The following is a 16,470-nucleotide window of genomic DNA, read 5'->3' on the forward strand; positions in this document are numbered from 1 at the left end:
TAGAACACAGGAGGAATTTATATGGCGAGAAATATGATAACAGGAAAAGAAACGCAGAAAATGCAGGAATTTACGCAGGAACAGATAGACCGTGCAGAACACATGGGAATAGCGCTTCCAGTAGATGTAAAAGAACAGATTTTTGAATATGCAAATCTGATTGGCGAGGAAGAGAAAGTAAGGACGTTGGTAAAAAATCTGACAGATGCAATCAATCAGGCAGATGAAGATAAAGTAGAGGAACTTCTGGATGATGCAAAAATGGATATTCAGGACCTACCAGATCCAACCATAGGTAAGCTGGAATTACGTGATTATGGATATACAGCAGAAGACATGGTGCCGCTCAGAAAAGAAGCAGCTTTGGATTATCACAGAATGGGTTCTAAGATTTATTGCCTGGGTAGCGATGGCGGTAAGGGAGAGTATGCAAGTAAAGAAATGATACAGGCACACGAAGGGCTGTTTGGCATGGAATTACAGATGTGGGAACGGATAAGGGATCAGGATCTGGATTATGCCGATGAAGATTTTGGAGCATTTCAGGAGCCTATGAGTGTCATTGACCAGGAAGAAGCACTGAAATTATACGATGCCGGAGCAGATATCTATCTGATCACTAATTTTTCATCACCAATCTATGTCACGGAACGCAAGGAAATCGAACGAGGACCGCAGCATTATCAGATGTCCATGGCAGAACGGGAGCGTTTCCGTAACATGGAATGGGAAATACAGAAATATCCGCAGATTCAGTCTTTGAAAGAGGCAAACCTGTTGTTAGGAACAAGGCGAACCTTTGGTATTTATCAGATCAAAGATGATTCACCGGGCGAAAATTATGCATTTATGAATATGAGTTTTATTGAAAGTCATGGTATGCAGATAAAAAAAGAAGATTATAAGCTGGTCTATGTTGGAGAATTACTGGGAAATACGTCACTGGATGATATTTTTGAAAGGTTCAACATTGATAGACCGAAAGACTTCCGTGGGCATTCCCTGTCTGTCAGTGATATCGTTGTTTTGAATGATGGGGAAAAAGTAACAGCTCATTTTGTAGACAGTATCAGTTTTGAACAGCTGGATTCTTTCTTGAATCTGGAAGAACAGGTTCTTAGTGAACTGGCATATGAGGTAGGAGAACGGTATTTTGCTATTCAGAGGACAGAAGAAGGATACGATTATTCCTTTTACGATGAAGATTTCCGTCTGATGGATGGTGGCGTCTATGAAAATGATGAAATTTCTATTGAAGAAGCGGCAGAGGAACTTTTGGAAGACGAAGGCTGGACTGGAGAACGCATCCGTGGGGATTATGATCAGTTGATGGAAAAAGTGAAAGAAATGGATGAGGTTGTAATGGCAGAGATTCAGAAAAGCCAGGGCGAATATAAGCCACTGGCTAAGGTAGAAGAACTGGAAGAGGCGAATTATAACATGATTGACAATGTACTTAACAATATGCCACTGAAGAAAGAACCTTATCTGGAATACTTTGCCACAGAATGTGATGAGTTCCATGATATGGGAGCTTATGAAAAAAGTACCGATGTTAATCAGATAGCTGCAGTCTATGAAAAATATAAGGAGAATCCAGAAACTGCGTATCTGGGATGCTCGATGGGAATTATCTATCGTGATCCGGAAGACAGTTACTACGATGATGCTGAATTTGCAATCGTAAAAGGAAATACAGTACTTGGAAATCTGATGGATGATGTTCGGTTTTATGGAGAGCTTGCACTGGTACGGGAAGGGATTGAGAAAATTCATGAAGCATTGCCGGACTACAAGTATGTACCGATGAGGGATGTTCGAGAAGCAATGTATCCAGAGAAGATGACCACAGAACAGCTGGCAGAGGCACTGGATGAGATTGCAGAAGCTTTTGATCCGTATGAGTATCGAGATAATGTGGAGCCGGGAGAAAATACGGTACAAGAGGTGATGTTGGATTTGCAGAGTGGCAATACACATTCTTATATTTCTTATCTGAAGGATATTGTAGACGAAGAATGCGACTTGTCTGTTCGTGCAGGTGTATTGATGGAAAGACTGAAAGCCTATGAACCGGAGCTTCCAAAAGATATGGAACCAATGGTGTATGTGAATTATTGTGAGAAAAGTGAGCTGGGGAATCCAAGATGTCAAAAGTTATCTGATCTGGATTCAAAAACCGTAGAACAGGACAAAGCCTGGTATGCTGATCGTGATCCAAACACTAACGAACCAAAAACGACAGCACAAATGTTTTTTACAGTATATTATGCTGAGAAAGGTGACAAAATGCTGCACCATTTTCAGGGGAAGATAGATATTGGTACCGGAAACGGAGGTATCATCAGTCAGTTAAAGATGCAGAATGAAATGAAATTGACGGATGAAAGCTGGATTAGTTATCAGCAAGGAAAAGGAAATGAAGAGTATCAGAAGTATATGGAAGATCTGACGGATATGCAGAATCATGTACTGCCGCATTTGCAGAGTTTTTGCAGTCTGGAAGAAAAAGGTGTGAAGGAGAGACGAGAACAGCAGGTGGCAGAGAAAAATGAGAGCAGAGAAGCTGTGCCGAGAGCTGGTGTTGAAATAAATACAGCAGTTAAGGACGCAGGGAAAGCTGAAAGAAAGGCAGTAGTACAGAAAAAGACAATGCCAGAAAAAGAAAAGAAACCGTCAATCCATGAACGATTGGAAATCAATAAGAGAATCATCCAGGAAAAGCAGGGAAAAGATAAGCCGGAGAGAGGAGCTGATTTGGGTGTAAGGACAGTGTAGTATAAGCACAATGAGTCGGAGGTCACGGATGATAACGTGGCTTCCGGCTTTTTTGTTTTGAATGATACAGAAACGACAGACCTCAACGAGGTCTCGGTATTCTAACTCCAATGGAATACCATGACATGCTTATGGCAGCATAAAAATGCTACCCAGCATGATCTGGGTAGCAAAAAACCTATATTTTTTTTAATTGTTTACTTGACGGGGCGCATACCACCATAGAGGTGCAGCGGTCCTTTTTCTTTTCTGGAGAGCAGGTGGATACTATGCAGTTTTGGAGGAGTGTGGTAAAATGTGATTGTTTATCATGTTAGGAGATTAGGAAGGTAGATGAAATGAGGACAATTTTGTTATTGGAAGATGATGAGAATCTGAACCGTGGAATCGTGCTAAAACTGCAGAAAGAAGGGTATCAGGTTTTTTCCGCTTTTCAGATTTCAGAGGCAGAAAAATTGTTTGATGAAAATAGAATAGATCTGGTAATCAGTGATATTACTCTGCCGGACGGAAACGGACTGGAGTTTTGCAGGAAGATTCGAAATAAGAGCAAAGTCTTTGTACTGTTTCTCACGGCAATGGATTCGGAAATTGATATGGTAAACGGCTATGATGCAGGGGCGGATGATTATATTACAAAGCCATTCAGCCTGATGGTACTGGTTTCAAAAGTTCAGGCATTTATGAGAAGAGTGGAAGGAGTCTGCGGACACAACAGAATCTTATCGGGAAATATCGAAGTAAATTATGGAGAAATGAGAGCGTTAAAACGAAATGCTGATGGAGTGACTCCTTTGACATTAAGTAAAAAGGAACTTCAGATAATGATTTACTTTATGGAAAACGCAAGGCAGATTTTATCAAAAGAACAGATTTTAGAGTATGTCTGGGATGTTGACGGGCAGTTTGTAGACGATAATACAGTTCCTGTAAATATCAGCCGATTGAAAGGAAAAATCGGGAATGATTATATACAAAATGTAAGGGGGATGGGATATATATGGACCGAAGAAAGCGTACAGGAGTAGCTCTGGCAGCAGGGCTGCTTTTTCTGTTTGTGACAGAGATATTGTTGCTGTTTCTGGCAGGAAATAGTTTATACAAGGAAGAGCAGGGGAAATTAGGGGCGTTAGTGCTGTCCCATCCGGAACAGGAGACGGAGTATATAGAGTTATTTGACAGAGGAAAGCAAAGAAATCGTCAGGAAGAGGAAGCGGGGAAAGAGCTGGAGGAGCGTTACGGGTATACTCCTTTTGATGGGAGAAGCGTGAAAACTTTTGCTGCATATGGAATAGGAATGGCGATGGTTTTTGTGGCAGGACTTGGAGTTTCATGGGTTTTGTTTTTGCAAAATAAAAGAGACCGGCAGCAAGATGAAAATAACCAGGAAGAACTTCGGGAAAAATATATAGAACTGCAGAATCATTTTGAAAAAGTAAGAGAAAAACTTTCCAGAGAAGAAAACAATACAAAATCTTTAATTACAGATATTTCCCACCAATTGAAAACACCGATTGCTTCATTGAAGATGAGTTGTGAACTGGCGGGGTCTGCCGATTTAACCTGGGAGGAACGGGAAGAATTTTATAAAAAGGAATGGGATGAAATTCAAAGACTGGAAAATCTTTTGGATTCACTGATTCATGTGTCCAGATTGGAATCTGGGATGATTCAGATTCAGCCAGAGATGGGCAGTCTGAAAAATACATTGGTACAGGCTGTAAACAGTGTGTATATGAAAGCGTATGAAAAATCCATAGATATTTCTCTGGATGAATTTCAGGATGTGCAAATTGTACACGACTCGAAATGGACAGGAGAAGTGTTCGTAAATATTTTAGACAACGCAGTAAAGTATTCGCCGGAGCATACAGAAATCCGAATTCGGGTAACAGAGCTTGCTACCTGCATGATGCTGGAATTTATCGACCAGGGAACAGGTATTCCGGCAGAAGAGGCGCATCGGGTATTTCAGCGTTTTTACAGAGGAAACCAAGAGTATGTAAAAAAACAGGAGGGCTCTGGGGTTGGACTTTATCTTGCCAGAAAAATTTTGGAGGAGCAGAAAGGCACGATTTGTGTAAAAGTAGCACCTGAAGGCGGTAATAATTTTGTGGTGACATTACCAAAGAAATAGATTTCTGAAAAAAAGATTTCTTACAAAATTGTTATGCTTTTTGTAAGCCTACTGTAAGACTGGATTGATAGAATGACATTAGCAAAGAAAGAGGAGGCTTCAAAGTTTATGAAAGCAATATTAGAAACAAGAGATCTTGTGAAATATTATGGAAAAGGCGATAATTTGGTGAAAGCTATTGACCATACAGATTTAATAATCGAACCAGGTGAATTTACAGCAATTGTAGGACGTTCTGGATCGGGAAAAAGTACTCTTCTTCATATGCTGGGAGGATTGGACCGTCCTGATTCCGGAAAGGTTTTGATAGAAGGAAGAGATATTTTTCAACTGAAAGATGAAAAACTTGCAGTGTTTCGCAGAAGAAAGATTGGGTTTATTTTCCAAAGTTATAATTTAGTACCATCCTTAAATGTTTGGGAAAATATTGTGCTACCCATTGGATTGGATGGAAAGAAAGTGGATACAGAGTATGTTATGGATATTATCTGTAGAATCGGAATGGAGGATAAATTGAAATCCTTACCGAATACTCTTTCTGGTGGGCAACAGCAGCGGGTTGCTATTGCAAGAGCGTTGGCATCCCGCCCGGCGATTATTTTAGCAGATGAACCAACAGGAAATTTGGATTCCAAGACGGAGTTAGAAGTGATTTCTATGTTGAAATCCTGTGTTTCAGAATATGGGCAGACACTGGTTATGATCACGCATGATGAGACCATTGCGCAGATGGCTGACCGTATGATTGTCATTGAAGACGGTAAGGTGGTGAGAGCATGAAAACAGTAACAAAAACAGCGCTTGCCAATGTAAAACAGAACAAAGGAAGAAACTTTTTATGTGGATGCGCCATTGCACTGACTACGTTTCTGATATTTGTTGTTTTAACGGTGGGATATGGAATGATCCGCGTACAGCTTGCATCGGTGGATGCTTATTATCCAACTTACCATATTATGTTCCGCCAAGTTTCCGAGAAAAACACCAAAGCACTTCAGGTGCATAATGATATAGAAGAAATCGGTCTGAGAATGGATTTGGGACAGATTATAGATGATGATGCCACAATCATTATGACCGCTATGGATAATAATGGGATTCGGTTGAACAAAGCGGAGTTAGAAGAAGGAACTTTCCCAAAAAATGAAAAAGATATTGTTGTTTCCAAGGGAGTTTTAGAGGAACTGGGAATTCAGGGGAAATTGGGTGATGAAATCACGATTCCATACCAAATTTACGAAAAAGACGGTATGGGATATGCGAAAGAAGACACTTTCCGCATCTGTGGCTTTATGGAATCTTCTGATTTGAATAAAGAAAAGAAAATGTATTTTGTGATGAATTCCATGGAATATGCGAAACAGATGATACCGGAAGCAGACAGAGAATATCGTGTGATGTTCCGTCTGGCAGATGCAGAGCATATGACAACAGATGAAATCGAAGAGAGGGGAAAAGAAATCGGAGAGGATTTTGGTGTACCTGAGGGAAATGTGGTAGAAAACAGAGAGTATTTGGTTGCAAATTATACGGATCCGTCATTTGTAAAAGGAATGATCGTGGTAATCGTTATGGTTGTTTTAGCAGGAATCCTGACTATTTACAGTATTTATTATGTGTCTATGATACCAAAAGTACAGGAATATGGAAAATTAAAAGCCATAGGCTCCACCAAAAGACAGATTCGGCAGATGGTATTCCGTGAAGGAATGCTTGTTACGGCGCTTGCCCTCCCTGTAGGATTGCTTATCAGTAGTTTCCTGTCCAGATGGATTATGAAACAGATGATTACTTTTATGGCAGGCGAAGACCCTCTAATGCAGGTAGCAGCAGAACTTGTAAAAAATGGTGAGGTATCTTTGTTGCACTGGTGGATTTATGCGATTACCATTATGACAGTGCTCTTTACTTCCGCAGTTTCTTTGGCAAAACCGATGCGAATTGCTGCCAAAGTTTCGCCCATTGAGGCTATGCGTTATCAGGGGTTAGAAAAACGTGGGAAAAAAGTACGGAAAGGCTATCAGAATCTCACGATTTTTCGTTTGACAAAAGCAAATATGGCAAGAAATAAAAAGAGGACTGGGATTACGATTGTTACATTAGGAGCAACTGGTATTCTGTTCATGGTTGTGGCAACTATTTTATCTTGCGCGGCACCGAAAGAAATTGCAAGAAAGGATATTGAATCTGATTATAAAATTGAATTGGAAACATGGGGTGGGGACAAAATGAATCCGGACAGAGACTGGAGACAGGTTCAGCAGAATAACCCTTTGACGAAAGCGTTTATTGATCAGGTTCGTGATGTAGACGGTGTGGAAGAGGTAAAGGTAAAAACATTTATGAATGGCGAAATTCCGAAACTATCTATGGATGGTGAAATTTGGGGCGCGGATATTATTGGACTGGATGCATCTTATGCAGAAACGCTGGAAAAAGGAGAGATACAAGGACATGTGACATATGAAGAATTGGAAAAAGGAGATAAAATCCTCATGTCTGCTAATATGCTATACTGGTTCCCGGAACTGAAAGTGGGAGATTCCTTGAAGATGGTTTTGAATATGGGAGATGATCAGGTAGAAAAGACTTTTGAGATAGGAGCCATCGGAGATTACTATGAAAGCCTTGGCGGAAGTTCATTTTATCTGCCCCAATCAGTGTTGGAAAAAATGAATCCCAATAATCTGAACTACACACTGGAAATCACAGTGAATGATCAGAAAAAGAACAGTGCATATCAGGAACTTCAGGCACTTGCCGACAACAGTGAATACCTGGTGACAGGAAGTTATGAAGAGCAACTTCAGAAGTGGGAAAAGAATATGCGGTTGATGAGCGTTTTGTGTTATGCATTTCTGATTATTCTGGGTGGAATTGGAATCATGAATCTTGTGAACACTATGATGAACAGTATTTACACAAGAAGGCGGGAGCTTGGAATGATACAGGCGATAGGAATGTCTGAAAAACAGTTGATCCGTATGCTGCAACTGGAAGGAATCATCTATACTTTGGGAACATTGGCAGTTTCTGTGGGCATTGGAAGTCTTGTAGGATATGGTGCATTTCTTTATGCAAAAACCAAACACATGTTTCAGATCAGTGAGTATCATTTTCCAGTGGTCCCAGCAGTGCTTTTGATTTGTGTGGTTGCCTTTTTACAGGTACTGCTCACATATGGAGTATCTGCAAATTTCCGAAAATTGAGTTTGATTGATCGGATACGATATGCAGAGTAATATATTAAAAACATCATATATACAAAGGGAAACGCTATAAAAAAACAGAATTGCCAAATATGATTAAAAGGACCGCCGTGCCATAAAGAAATCCCTTCTAAATAAACAAGATTTTATTATTTCTCTTGTCTACTTAGAAGGGAGCATATCATATCTTCACGCGTCATTTCTAAATTACGGCGGCTCTGATTTTTCTCAAAGCCGCCGCTTCATAGGCGCATGGAAATGTGTCTGCTGGACGACGGCTTTTTTTCTTTTGCCGTCGCCCGGCAGTTTAATAACTATTTAATATCAATTTATAATTGGCATCACTATAAGAACTTTCCTTTTCATCGAGCATTTTAGTTCAAATCCTTAGTTTCCACATTGTAAATCGAGAGAAACGCAAAGATTAAGGAAAGTATCATAAGTACAACAGGAAGAATGGCATTATCCGCCAAAGAAAAATCGCCCACATTAGCCTGTGTCAAAAAAATCAGCAGAAAAGATGATACGATGGTAGCTTTTGAGGACTTCATAGCCATACCAATAAACAAGGCGATAAAACTCATGGTTACAATGACAACGGACTTTAAGAGTAACTGAATATAGAACCCCATACTTGCCATGTTGTAGTCCAGTGGGAATGAGGAAACCATGAATTGTGAACCAAGTAAAATGCAGCCGTAAATCAATAGTTTTGTCAGCACCAGAGCCACAAAATTGAAAATCCATACAGCTAACATTTGAGAAACGAGAATTTTCTGTCGCTTAATTGGATACGAAAACATTAAGTTCATGGTTTTGTTTTTATAGGCGCTCACAATGTATGTGGACAACATGACACTGGTAAACACCAGAAAAGCCATGCTTGTAAACAGCTCGATAGAGGAAGAAATCGCACTGTTACCCGGCACCGCATCAGGAACACCCGTATCAGGATCATTGGCAATTCCCAAATAGCAAAGGGCAAATATGAACAGGCAGATCAGAGCCGACATGATAACCACATTGCGAATGTACTTGCCTACATTATTCTTTTTCCATTCCAGCCTAATGAGTTTAAGCATGATATTTCACCTCCCCGGTCAGCTTCAAGAAGTAGTCCTCCAGCGTTTCAGATTTCTTTCCAATGCTCACAACTTCAACATCATTCAGAGCCAGTATTTTCGTCAACTGCTGGGTAGACGCTGCATGGTCATATATGCGAATTTTACCGCTGTCAAGAATCTTAAAATTTTGCAGACCCAACTTTTCAGTCAAGACATAGGCAGCCCGCTTTTCATCCGTGACAGAAAGCTCCACATAATTGAGGTTAATTTCCTCAATATCTTGCATACGAATTTCTTTCATCATTTTTCCGTGATGGATAATAGCAACGGTATCCGCAATACTCTCCACTTCAGATAAAATGTGACTTGAAATCATAACGGTAATACCGTACTCCGAACAAAGTGTTTTTAATAAATCACGGATTTGTTTCATTCCTGCTGGATCAAGGCCGTTTGTGGGTTCGTCGAGAATAAGCAGTTCCGGCTTGCACATAATGGCTCTTGCAATTCCGAGGCGTTCTTTCATGCCGAGGGAATAGTTCTTGACCGGCTGATCGGCTGCTGATGTCAAGTCCAGCATTTGCAACGCACTTTCAACACTGTCAACATTGTAATAGCCCATATACTCACAATGAAGCTGTAAGTTCTCACGCCCGGTCATGTGGTCATAAAAGGTGGGAAACTCGATGATACTTCCCATTCTTTTTAAGACTTCATAGGATTTTGGAGTCAATACCTCTCCAAACACCTCAATAGTCCCACTGGTAGGTTTCCAAAGGTTAGTAATCATCTTCATCACTGTGGTTTTACCAGCTCCGTTAGGACCAAGAAAACCATAAATTTCCCCTTTGGGAATATGAATATTAACATCAGTGACAAGTGCCTTACTACCGATCTTTTTAGAAAGACCACTTGTTTGTAAAATAAATGGCATTGTCTTGCCCTCCTTTCTACTGACATTATAGAAAGTTCGATTTTCAAAACTCTTGAATAATTCTTACAAATTTCTTTCTTGAAAAAATGACCTATGGTTTAATAGGCCATTTTCTTGAGCGTAATAGTGAAAACTGTTTTCTGGTGCGGATGACTTTCTAAAGTAATATCGCCACCGAGTTGCAAGGCAAGATTTTTCGCAATCGTCAGTCCAAGACCATTTCCCTGCATAGCACTATTTCTGGAATCTTCCATCATAAACAGCCGATCAAAAACCGAATCGGCAAATTCTTTTTCAATTCCACGGCCCCTGTCCACAATGTCTATATAGATATGTGCCTGATCTGCCCACAAAAACATACCTAAATATTTTCCATCGCCGCCATAGCGAATTGCATTGGAAATCAAATTGAACATAATTCTTTGCAACGCATCTTTATTGGCATTTGCATACAATACATGATCGGGTATGTTAATTTCCACTTCAAAATTTTTTTGTGAAAGGAGTTCATAGAAATCCAAAATATTTTCCCGGCAGGCTTCGTTCACATTCAAACGCTCCAATGGCATATCTGTATCGCCAGCCTCTAATTTAGCAAGCGTAAAGAATTGTGTAATCAATCCCATTACCCGCTGGGCAGTGCTTTCTACCTTTTGCAACATTTCATTGCTTTGGGTTCCGTTCAAACGCATAATCTCCAAATAGCCAAGAATCACTGTCATGGGAGTTTTAATGTCGTGGGAAATGTTAGATAACATCTTTTTGGATGCCATTTCAGCCCGCCGATACTCAACTTTTACTTTTTGCCGATCTTCCAACATTCGATTGATTTGTGTTGCAAGCTCTATCAGTGCCTTATTATCGGTAAAGACTGTCACTTTTTCGTCGCTGTCGGTGTCAAGAAGTTCTTTCAATTTGCTGCTGATCTCATGTATTTTTGCTTTTGTTCCGTTATGGAATACAAACTGCTGGTACACAATGATACAGATTAAAATCATAATACAGAGGGTTAGTAAAAAGATAATTATCGCATTGCTCATTTCTGTTCTCCCAGCTTATAGCCAATTCCCCATACAGTTATAACAACTTGTGGCTTTCGTGGATCATCCTCAATTTTCGTTCGTAAACGGCTGATGTGAACATTGACGGCATTTTCATCCCCCATATAGGCATCATTCCAAATTAAAGAATAGATTTGAGCCTTTGTGTAGACCCTTTGTGGGTTTTCCAGAAGCAGTCGTAAAATATCAAATTCTTTTGCGGTCAGTTCGATAATCTCGCCTGATTTTGTGACGGTGTGATTTTCCATGTTCATAACCAATGGGCCCCACACAAGTTTCGTTTGCTCTGGCTGTACGGCAGCATATTCGGTATTTCTCCGTATGTTTGCTTTAATACGCGCCATAACCTCTGTTATGGAAAACGGTTTTGTAATATAATCATCCGCACCGAGGCCCAAACCTAAAGTTTTGTCGGAATCCGAATCCTTTGCAGAAATGATGATAATTGGCACCGTACTTTTTTGACGAATATACTTCATTACATTCATACCTGTAATTTTGGGAATCATCAAATCCAACAAGACGATACTATAAGAACCAATGTCGAAAGCCTCACATGCCTTTTGACCATCGGTAGCGCAGACAACTTCAAAATTTTCTGCTATAAGATAGCTACATAACATTTCACTTATTTCTATATCATCTTCAATTAAGAGAATCTTCATTATTCTTTTTTCCTTCCTTTCTGCGCCTATCAGTCGGCTTCTCCGCAGTTTTAGGGAGCAGCCAAACACCGGCCATTTTCACAGCACCGGGGATACGCCCACCAGCACAATAATAATTTACCCTACGAGGTGTCACGCCCCACTTCTCGGCGGCCTCTTTCAATGTCATATAGTCCATTTCGCACCTCCACAGAGTACATTATAGTTCTTTATCTCGAACAATACAAGTTGGAGGCTGCATATTGATGAAATGAAATACTACCTTGTGTAAAATCTCATTACATTCTCATAACCCGACCCGAAATGTACAATGATATAGGGTGATATGAGAATGGACCAAGAAGAAAGAAGGTTTGACTTTCACGGCCTCGGGGCGGCTCTCAAACGAGCCAAAGAAGAAAAGGGATGGACACAATCCTATGTTGCGGAATTAGTAGACCGTGACTCCCGTACCATTTGAATATTGAGAACAAAGGTCAGTATCCCAGTTTCGACCTTTTTGTTAAACTCATTACCATGTTTGACGTTTCAGTTGACCAGTTTATTCATGCGGACGGAGGGGCAAGGTCAAGCTCTTGCAGAAAGCACATTGATGTACTCCTAAATTCTATGAATGAAAAAGAGCTTGTTGTAATAGAAAGATTAGTTTATAAAAGCGTGAGGAATACGGAGTAACACAAACAAGGCTTAGATCGTTGAGAGAGTAGAGAAAAATAAATCTAAAAATTTAAAGTAAGTAATCATAAAGCAATGTAAAGTATATTATGTTCGACTAACAAACAGTAGAAAGATACATCTTCTCTTCAATAATCGAATAGGCGGGGATTTAATCAAAATCCCCGCCTATTCGATTACAAAGTTTCTTCGGGAAGTGGATGGGATAATGCAATATTTTGCGTGTTGAGTAGTGCTGAAAAGTTTTGCTGAATGATATCCAGTGTTAGTTGCTTTTTCCGCAATTCCTGCTTCTCTCGTATAGTAGATGCTTTCTCAGATACAAGATTGTCAATTCGTTTCTGAATTTTTTCAGAGCTTGGGATTTTGGTAATGCCGAAATCCTGAAGCTCTTTTTTTAACGAATCGTGGAGCTGATATTCAGCCTGATGTCTGCTCCGGTATGCTGTGGGATTTGGAGCTGATTTTGCATCTTCGATAACTTTACGACAGAGCCGATAAGAGTCACAATGTTTTTGAATGACTTTCTGCGTGGTTAGCTCAGTGTTGATTTTCTGGATGTGCTGATCAGCCGCTTTGATGGAATTTTCAACATTGGAAATATGCTGTTGGAAGTCCTCGTAGTTTAAGAGATTATTTTCGGAGAGATAGTTGAACGTCTTTGCAGCTTCTTTTAGATTATTCAGTTTTGCCCAGCGTTCAAAGCATTCACGATTGCCTGTTGTGATATAGGTGGAGATATTGATATACAGGCGAGCTTCTCTGGACAAAGGCTTCGGAGTTTTCGTCTTATAACGATTTTTCTCTAAGCGGAGTCGGACATTTTCTTCTGTATAGTAGCTTCCGAGAGATTTCATATAGGTGAAATTTTTCTGCTCAGGTGCCCGGAAGGATAAATTTTTTCCCTGTCGTATTTCATATCCTGCCAACTGCATTTTCTGTAAAAATTCTTCATAATTGATAGAGGACCAGATTGCCTTATCAACCGCAACACGAAGTTTAGCTTTCCAACTGGTGCCACGATGATATTCCATGTTCTCCTTATAACTTTTGCCTTTTTCTCCGGTTGGCATACTGGTGGCAAGTCCATTTTCGTGACAGATACGATTACTGATTCTGCAGAGTTTATGGTAGCTCCGCTTATTGGAAACATACTTGTGATGATCAACAAAACTTGCAGCGTTGAAGATGATGTGATTGTGGATATGATTTTTATCAACATGGGTGCTGATCACGTATTCATATTTTCCTTTCAGTACTTCATCTGCAAATTGTTGCCCTAAGCGATGGGCAGTTTCGGCATCAACTTCTCTAGGTTTAAATGACTGGATCAGATGAAATGCCAGGTTATCACCTTTGTCCATTCCATTCTTTTTTGTCATTTCTCTTGTCATAGAAAATTCAAGATCTGCAGTTTCCGGAGAACAGCCAAAACTGGAAACTAACAGTTTTTCATCTGTCTTATCTGGATTTGTAATATAGTCCAGAGCTTTCTTGTCTGTTACTTTAATGGGGAAGATCTTAAGATACGCCATAATTCTTTCACCATCTCTTTCAATTCTTGCATTTCTTCCGGATACAGATCTCCGGTGCTGTTTACTTTTTTCGCAATCTGATTGATATTTACGCCAATCTTGTGCATTTCCTCATACTGTTTCTTTAGCGGAGTAGTGTCGGTGTTGACGATGTAACCGTCGATTGCCATTTTACGAAGGTAAGCTCCCATATTTTTTGTTTTTGATTCAATCATCTTTCTGCGAATCAGCTTTTTTTCTTCCGGGGAAACACAAAACAAAATTTGTATATTTCTTTTTCTCTTTGCCATAGGCAGATTCTCCTTTCATTGGTTCTTCGAAGTAGTGACTTCTGAGTTTTTAATTTAGGGCAGGGTTCCCTAAATTGTTGGTTTTTCGGAAGTGTATATACACTTCCTGTCCTTGCTGTTTTATCCCTCTATTAGTTAAAGTCAGGAGAACCGGGAAAATGCAAAAGAATTTGGCAGGTAGTACGGGATACGAAAATGTGGTATGATTATGGGCAGGATATCAGAAGAATCAGGAGTTGAATAGATTGTGAAGAAAGAAGAAATTTTTGAATATGTGCAGAATCAGTATGGCACAATTCCGGAATATTTATGGAGCAAACTACCGGACAGTGCAGTACTTCGACATAAAAATGGGAAATGGTATGCAGTGATCATGACGGTTGAAAAATCGAAACTGAGATTAGAGGGAAATGATCTGGTTGACATCATGGATGTAAAGTGCGATCCAGAAATGACCCGCATGATTATTCAGACTTATGGATTTTTGCCAGGATACCATATGAATAAACAGCACTGGATCACGATTTTACTGGATGGTTCGGTCAGTGAGGCAAAGATACTGGACTTTTTGGATATGAGTTATGACCTGATTGATGGAGCAGGTAGAAAGGAAAACAAATGAGAAAAGCAATTGTATATGCATCTGTGCATCATGGAAATACAGAAAAATTAGTAAAGGGCATAGTAGAAGAGTGTCAGGTCGATTTGATTGATGCTGTAAAACAGCCAGATGCAGATCTGAGCAGGAAATTTGCCCCCATACTTTGAGGGTGTATTGTGTGTATAGAGTAAAAACGTGTGGACCAATTGTAAGAGATACACAGAGAAAGGTTGAAAGTGTGTATGCAGTCAAAGGAAAAAGAAACAGAAGATGTTGTGGTGATTAGATATTATTTCTACTTGTTGAATTTAAACAAGCAGATACTGAATTGAACACATTAAGAAATTTTTTTGAAAGAATGAAAGAGAAATTCAGTGGGGAAGAATTCCATTATGCAGAAAAGGAATTAATGCATTTTTGGGGAAAAGTTGAACGCACTTTAGAAATATTAGAAATTTGGTTTGGAAACTTTAATTCCCCAAATCAAGATGTAACGGAATTAAAGGAATATTACGATAATATGAGAGGGGAATTCAATCAGAATGTATTGGAGAATGTGGATAATTTAACAAACGCATTATATGAGATGGAAAATTATATTTTCAATCACCCAGATGATATAAAACCAGGGGGAGCATTTATAAAATTATTATTTGATATAGAAAATATGGATAAGGATAATCCTGATTACTGGGGGAAAGATAAAAGAAAATTGATTATTGCATTATGCAATACATATGAAAAGAATGAAAAAACCCTGTTTTTATTCGAGCGTTTGGGGATAGATGGATTTTTTGTAAAATTCGTTTATTTCGACTGCGAAGAAATAAGAATATGTGAGTTTCAGATTTGTCACATGAGTTTGGGGAAAATACACCTAGATGGCCAGGATTTGAACCTTTAAAAAAGGAGATAAAACTAGATTTTGACCACTACCCAGTAAAGGCATATACATATTCATTTCCCGGACAATATGGAACCCACGTTGATGTACCTGCACATGCGGATAAAACAGGTAGAACATTGGAAAAAATTCAATTAAAAGAATGTGTAATGCCACTATGTGTAATTGACTGTTCCCAAAAAGTTGCAGAAAATAATGACTATTCTTTAAAGTTAAATTTTATATCTGATTTTTGATTATCCGCATAAACACTATACTTTCAAGCATTTTGAAATATAGGAAAGCACTCATTTTACCACGAATTTACCACGATTGAATGAGCCTTGATATGACGTAAGAATTTGAAAAGGACACCGTATAGTTTGGTGTCCTTTTACATGAAAATCATTAGTCGCTATTGATTGTTATTATACATTTTGTTAATTGTTCTTATTTCTTTTACGTTTTTTACCGAAAATCATGAGTATTGTCCGAGAGTGATTGGTCTTGCGTATGGTTAACCCTAAAGTTATGGAAATAAGACTTAGAAGCAAACTTAAGAGTGTGTTGATAGTGCATTATCTTTGGTGTGGTATAAAAAAAGTTGACAGCTTATTCTCAAGGATTTCATAATAAAA

Annotated in this window: 16 protein-coding genes and 1 pseudogene; 10 read left to right on the forward strand and 7 right to left on the reverse strand. The window is 39.3% G+C overall.

All coding sequences use genetic code 11. From position 1 onward, the window contains the following. Positions 1-21: 21 nt before the first annotated feature. The 5 genes from DWW96_RS08690 to DWW96_RS08710 all read left to right on the forward strand — a co-directional run bounded on the left by DWW96_RS08690 (position 22) and on the right by DWW96_RS08710 (position 8,157). The gene (locus DWW96_RS08690) at positions 22-2,778 is read left to right on the forward strand and encodes a YodL domain-containing protein (RefSeq protein WP_117910140.1); all 2,757 of its coding nucleotides are present in this window, start codon (positions 22-24) and stop codon (positions 2,776-2,778) included. Between the two features lie 338 nt (positions 2,779-3,116). Further along, the gene (locus tag DWW96_RS08695) at positions 3,117-3,806 is read left to right on the forward strand and encodes a response regulator transcription factor (protein ID WP_117910141.1); all 690 of its coding nucleotides are present in this window, start codon (positions 3,117-3,119) and stop codon (positions 3,804-3,806) included. Continuing rightward, positions 3,779-4,915, forward strand: coding sequence for a HAMP domain-containing sensor histidine kinase (locus DWW96_RS08700; protein WP_117910142.1), 1,137 nt, complete (start codon positions 3,779-3,781; stop codon positions 4,913-4,915). The genes DWW96_RS08695 and DWW96_RS08700 overlap by 28 nt, the downstream gene beginning before the upstream one ends. Before the next feature lie 108 nt (positions 4,916-5,023). Next, on the forward strand, positions 5,024-5,695 hold the full coding sequence (locus DWW96_RS08705) for an ABC transporter ATP-binding protein (protein ID WP_005341592.1): 672 nt from the start codon (positions 5,024-5,026) through the stop codon (positions 5,693-5,695). Continuing rightward, positions 5,692-8,157: an ABC transporter permease gene (locus DWW96_RS08710; protein ID WP_117910143.1), complete on the forward strand. Its 2,466-nt coding sequence runs from the start codon at positions 5,692-5,694 to the stop codon at positions 8,155-8,157. Before DWW96_RS08705 ends, DWW96_RS08710 begins: the two co-directional genes overlap by 4 nt. Positions 8,158-8,498: 341 nt before the next feature. On the opposite strand, the gene DWW96_RS08715 is transcribed toward DWW96_RS08710, so the two are convergent. The 5 genes from DWW96_RS08715 to DWW96_RS08735 all read right to left on the reverse strand — a co-directional run bounded on the left by DWW96_RS08715 (position 8,499) and on the right by DWW96_RS08735 (position 12,026). After that, complete coding sequence (locus tag DWW96_RS08715) at positions 8,499-9,206, reverse strand: ABC transporter permease subunit (protein WP_117910144.1); 708 nt, start codon at positions 9,204-9,206, stop codon at positions 8,499-8,501. Next, positions 9,199-10,122: an ABC transporter ATP-binding protein gene (locus tag DWW96_RS08720; RefSeq protein WP_117910145.1), complete on the reverse strand. Its 924-nt coding sequence runs from the start codon at positions 10,120-10,122 to the stop codon at positions 9,199-9,201. The genes DWW96_RS08715 and DWW96_RS08720 overlap by 8 nt, the downstream gene beginning before the upstream one ends. 98 nt (positions 10,123-10,220) lie before the next feature. Continuing rightward, complete coding sequence (locus tag DWW96_RS08725) at positions 10,221-11,162, reverse strand: HAMP domain-containing histidine kinase (protein ID WP_117910146.1); 942 nt, start codon at positions 11,160-11,162, stop codon at positions 10,221-10,223. Continuing rightward, positions 11,159-11,848, reverse strand: a complete 690-nt coding sequence (locus DWW96_RS08730; protein WP_117910147.1) for a response regulator transcription factor — start codon at positions 11,846-11,848, stop codon at positions 11,159-11,161. Before DWW96_RS08730 ends, DWW96_RS08725 begins: the two co-directional genes overlap by 4 nt. Then, a complete protein-coding gene (locus tag DWW96_RS08735; RefSeq protein ID WP_015515114.1) occupies positions 11,829-12,026 on the reverse strand; it encodes a helix-turn-helix domain-containing protein in 198 nt (65 codons plus the stop codon). Before DWW96_RS08735 ends, DWW96_RS08730 begins: the two co-directional genes overlap by 20 nt. A gap of 147 nt (positions 12,027-12,173) precedes the next feature. Here DWW96_RS08735 and DWW96_RS08740 point away from each other — a divergent pair. After that, a pseudogene (locus DWW96_RS08740) lies at positions 12,174-12,523 on the forward strand (helix-turn-helix transcriptional regulator). A gap of 176 nt (positions 12,524-12,699) precedes the next feature. Here DWW96_RS08740 and DWW96_RS08745 read toward each other — a convergent pair. Together DWW96_RS08745 and DWW96_RS08750 are read right to left on the reverse strand one after the other, a co-directional pair. Beyond that, positions 12,700-14,058, reverse strand: a complete 1,359-nt coding sequence (locus DWW96_RS08745) for a relaxase/mobilization nuclease domain-containing protein (protein WP_117910148.1) — start codon at positions 14,056-14,058, stop codon at positions 12,700-12,702. Continuing rightward, positions 14,025-14,348, reverse strand: coding sequence for a MobC family plasmid mobilization relaxosome protein (locus DWW96_RS08750; protein WP_055180592.1), 324 nt, complete (start codon positions 14,346-14,348; stop codon positions 14,025-14,027). The genes DWW96_RS08745 and DWW96_RS08750 overlap by 34 nt, the downstream gene beginning before the upstream one ends. 247 nt (positions 14,349-14,595) lie before the next feature. On the opposite strand from DWW96_RS08750, the gene DWW96_RS08755 reads away from it, so the two are divergent. From DWW96_RS08755 to DWW96_RS08765, 4 genes are all read left to right on the forward strand, one after another. Then, entirely contained in the window at positions 14,596-14,970 is a 375-nt protein-coding gene (locus DWW96_RS08755) for an MmcQ/YjbR family DNA-binding protein (RefSeq protein ID WP_117910149.1), read from the forward strand. Then, positions 14,967-15,116 (forward strand): hypothetical protein, encoded by a 150-nt coding sequence (locus DWW96_RS14265; RefSeq protein ID WP_181988212.1) that lies wholly within the window; start codon positions 14,967-14,969, stop codon positions 15,114-15,116. Before DWW96_RS08755 ends, DWW96_RS14265 begins: the two co-directional genes overlap by 4 nt. A gap of 161 nt (positions 15,117-15,277) precedes the next feature. After that, on the forward strand, positions 15,278-15,853 hold the full coding sequence (locus DWW96_RS08760; RefSeq protein ID WP_117910150.1) for a hypothetical protein: 576 nt from the start codon (positions 15,278-15,280) through the stop codon (positions 15,851-15,853). Further along, positions 15,799-16,089: a cyclase family protein gene (locus DWW96_RS08765; RefSeq protein WP_117910151.1), complete on the forward strand. Its 291-nt coding sequence runs from the start codon at positions 15,799-15,801 to the stop codon at positions 16,087-16,089. Before DWW96_RS08760 ends, DWW96_RS08765 begins: the two co-directional genes overlap by 55 nt. Positions 16,090-16,470: the final 381 nt, after the last annotated feature.

This window comes from Eubacterium sp. AF17-7, assembly GCF_003461285.1.
GTDB lineage: Bacteria > Bacillota > Clostridia > Lachnospirales > Lachnospiraceae > Eubacterium_U > Eubacterium_U album.

Bases quoted from the DNA above. Each gene is read 5' to 3' on its own strand.
- DWW96_RS08745 (WP_117910148.1), bottom strand. From the start codon at position 14,058: ATGGCGTATCTTAAGATCTTCCCCATTAAAGTAACAGACAAGAAAGCT.
- DWW96_RS08715 (WP_117910144.1), bottom strand. From the start codon at position 9,206: ATGCTTAAACTCATTAGGCTGGAATGGAAAAAGAATAATGTAGGCAAG.
- DWW96_RS08700 (WP_117910142.1), top strand. From the start codon at position 3,779: ATGGACCGAAGAAAGCGTACAGGAGTAGCTCTGGCAGCAGGGCTGCTT.
- DWW96_RS08690 (WP_117910140.1), top strand. From the start codon at position 22: ATGGCGAGAAATATGATAACAGGAAAAGAAACGCAGAAAATGCAGGAA.
- DWW96_RS08750 (WP_055180592.1), bottom strand. From the start codon at position 14,348: ATGGCAAAGAGAAAAAGAAATATACAAATTTTGTTTTGTGTTTCCCCG.
- DWW96_RS08695 (WP_117910141.1), top strand. From the start codon at position 3,117: ATGAGGACAATTTTGTTATTGGAAGATGATGAGAATCTGAACCGTGGA.
- DWW96_RS08720 (WP_117910145.1), bottom strand. From the start codon at position 10,122: ATGCCATTTATTTTACAAACAAGTGGTCTTTCTAAAAAGATCGGTAGT.
- DWW96_RS08710 (WP_117910143.1), top strand. From the start codon at position 5,692: ATGAAAACAGTAACAAAAACAGCGCTTGCCAATGTAAAACAGAACAAA.
- DWW96_RS14265 (WP_181988212.1), top strand. From the start codon at position 14,967: ATGAGAAAAGCAATTGTATATGCATCTGTGCATCATGGAAATACAGAA.
- DWW96_RS08725 (WP_117910146.1), bottom strand. From the start codon at position 11,162: ATGAGCAATGCGATAATTATCTTTTTACTAACCCTCTGTATTATGATT.
- DWW96_RS08735 (WP_015515114.1), bottom strand. From the start codon at position 12,026: ATGGACTATATGACATTGAAAGAGGCCGCCGAGAAGTGGGGCGTGACA.
- DWW96_RS08705 (WP_005341592.1), top strand. From the start codon at position 5,024: ATGAAAGCAATATTAGAAACAAGAGATCTTGTGAAATATTATGGAAAA.
- DWW96_RS08730 (WP_117910147.1), bottom strand. From the start codon at position 11,848: ATGAAGATTCTCTTAATTGAAGATGATATAGAAATAAGTGAAATGTTA.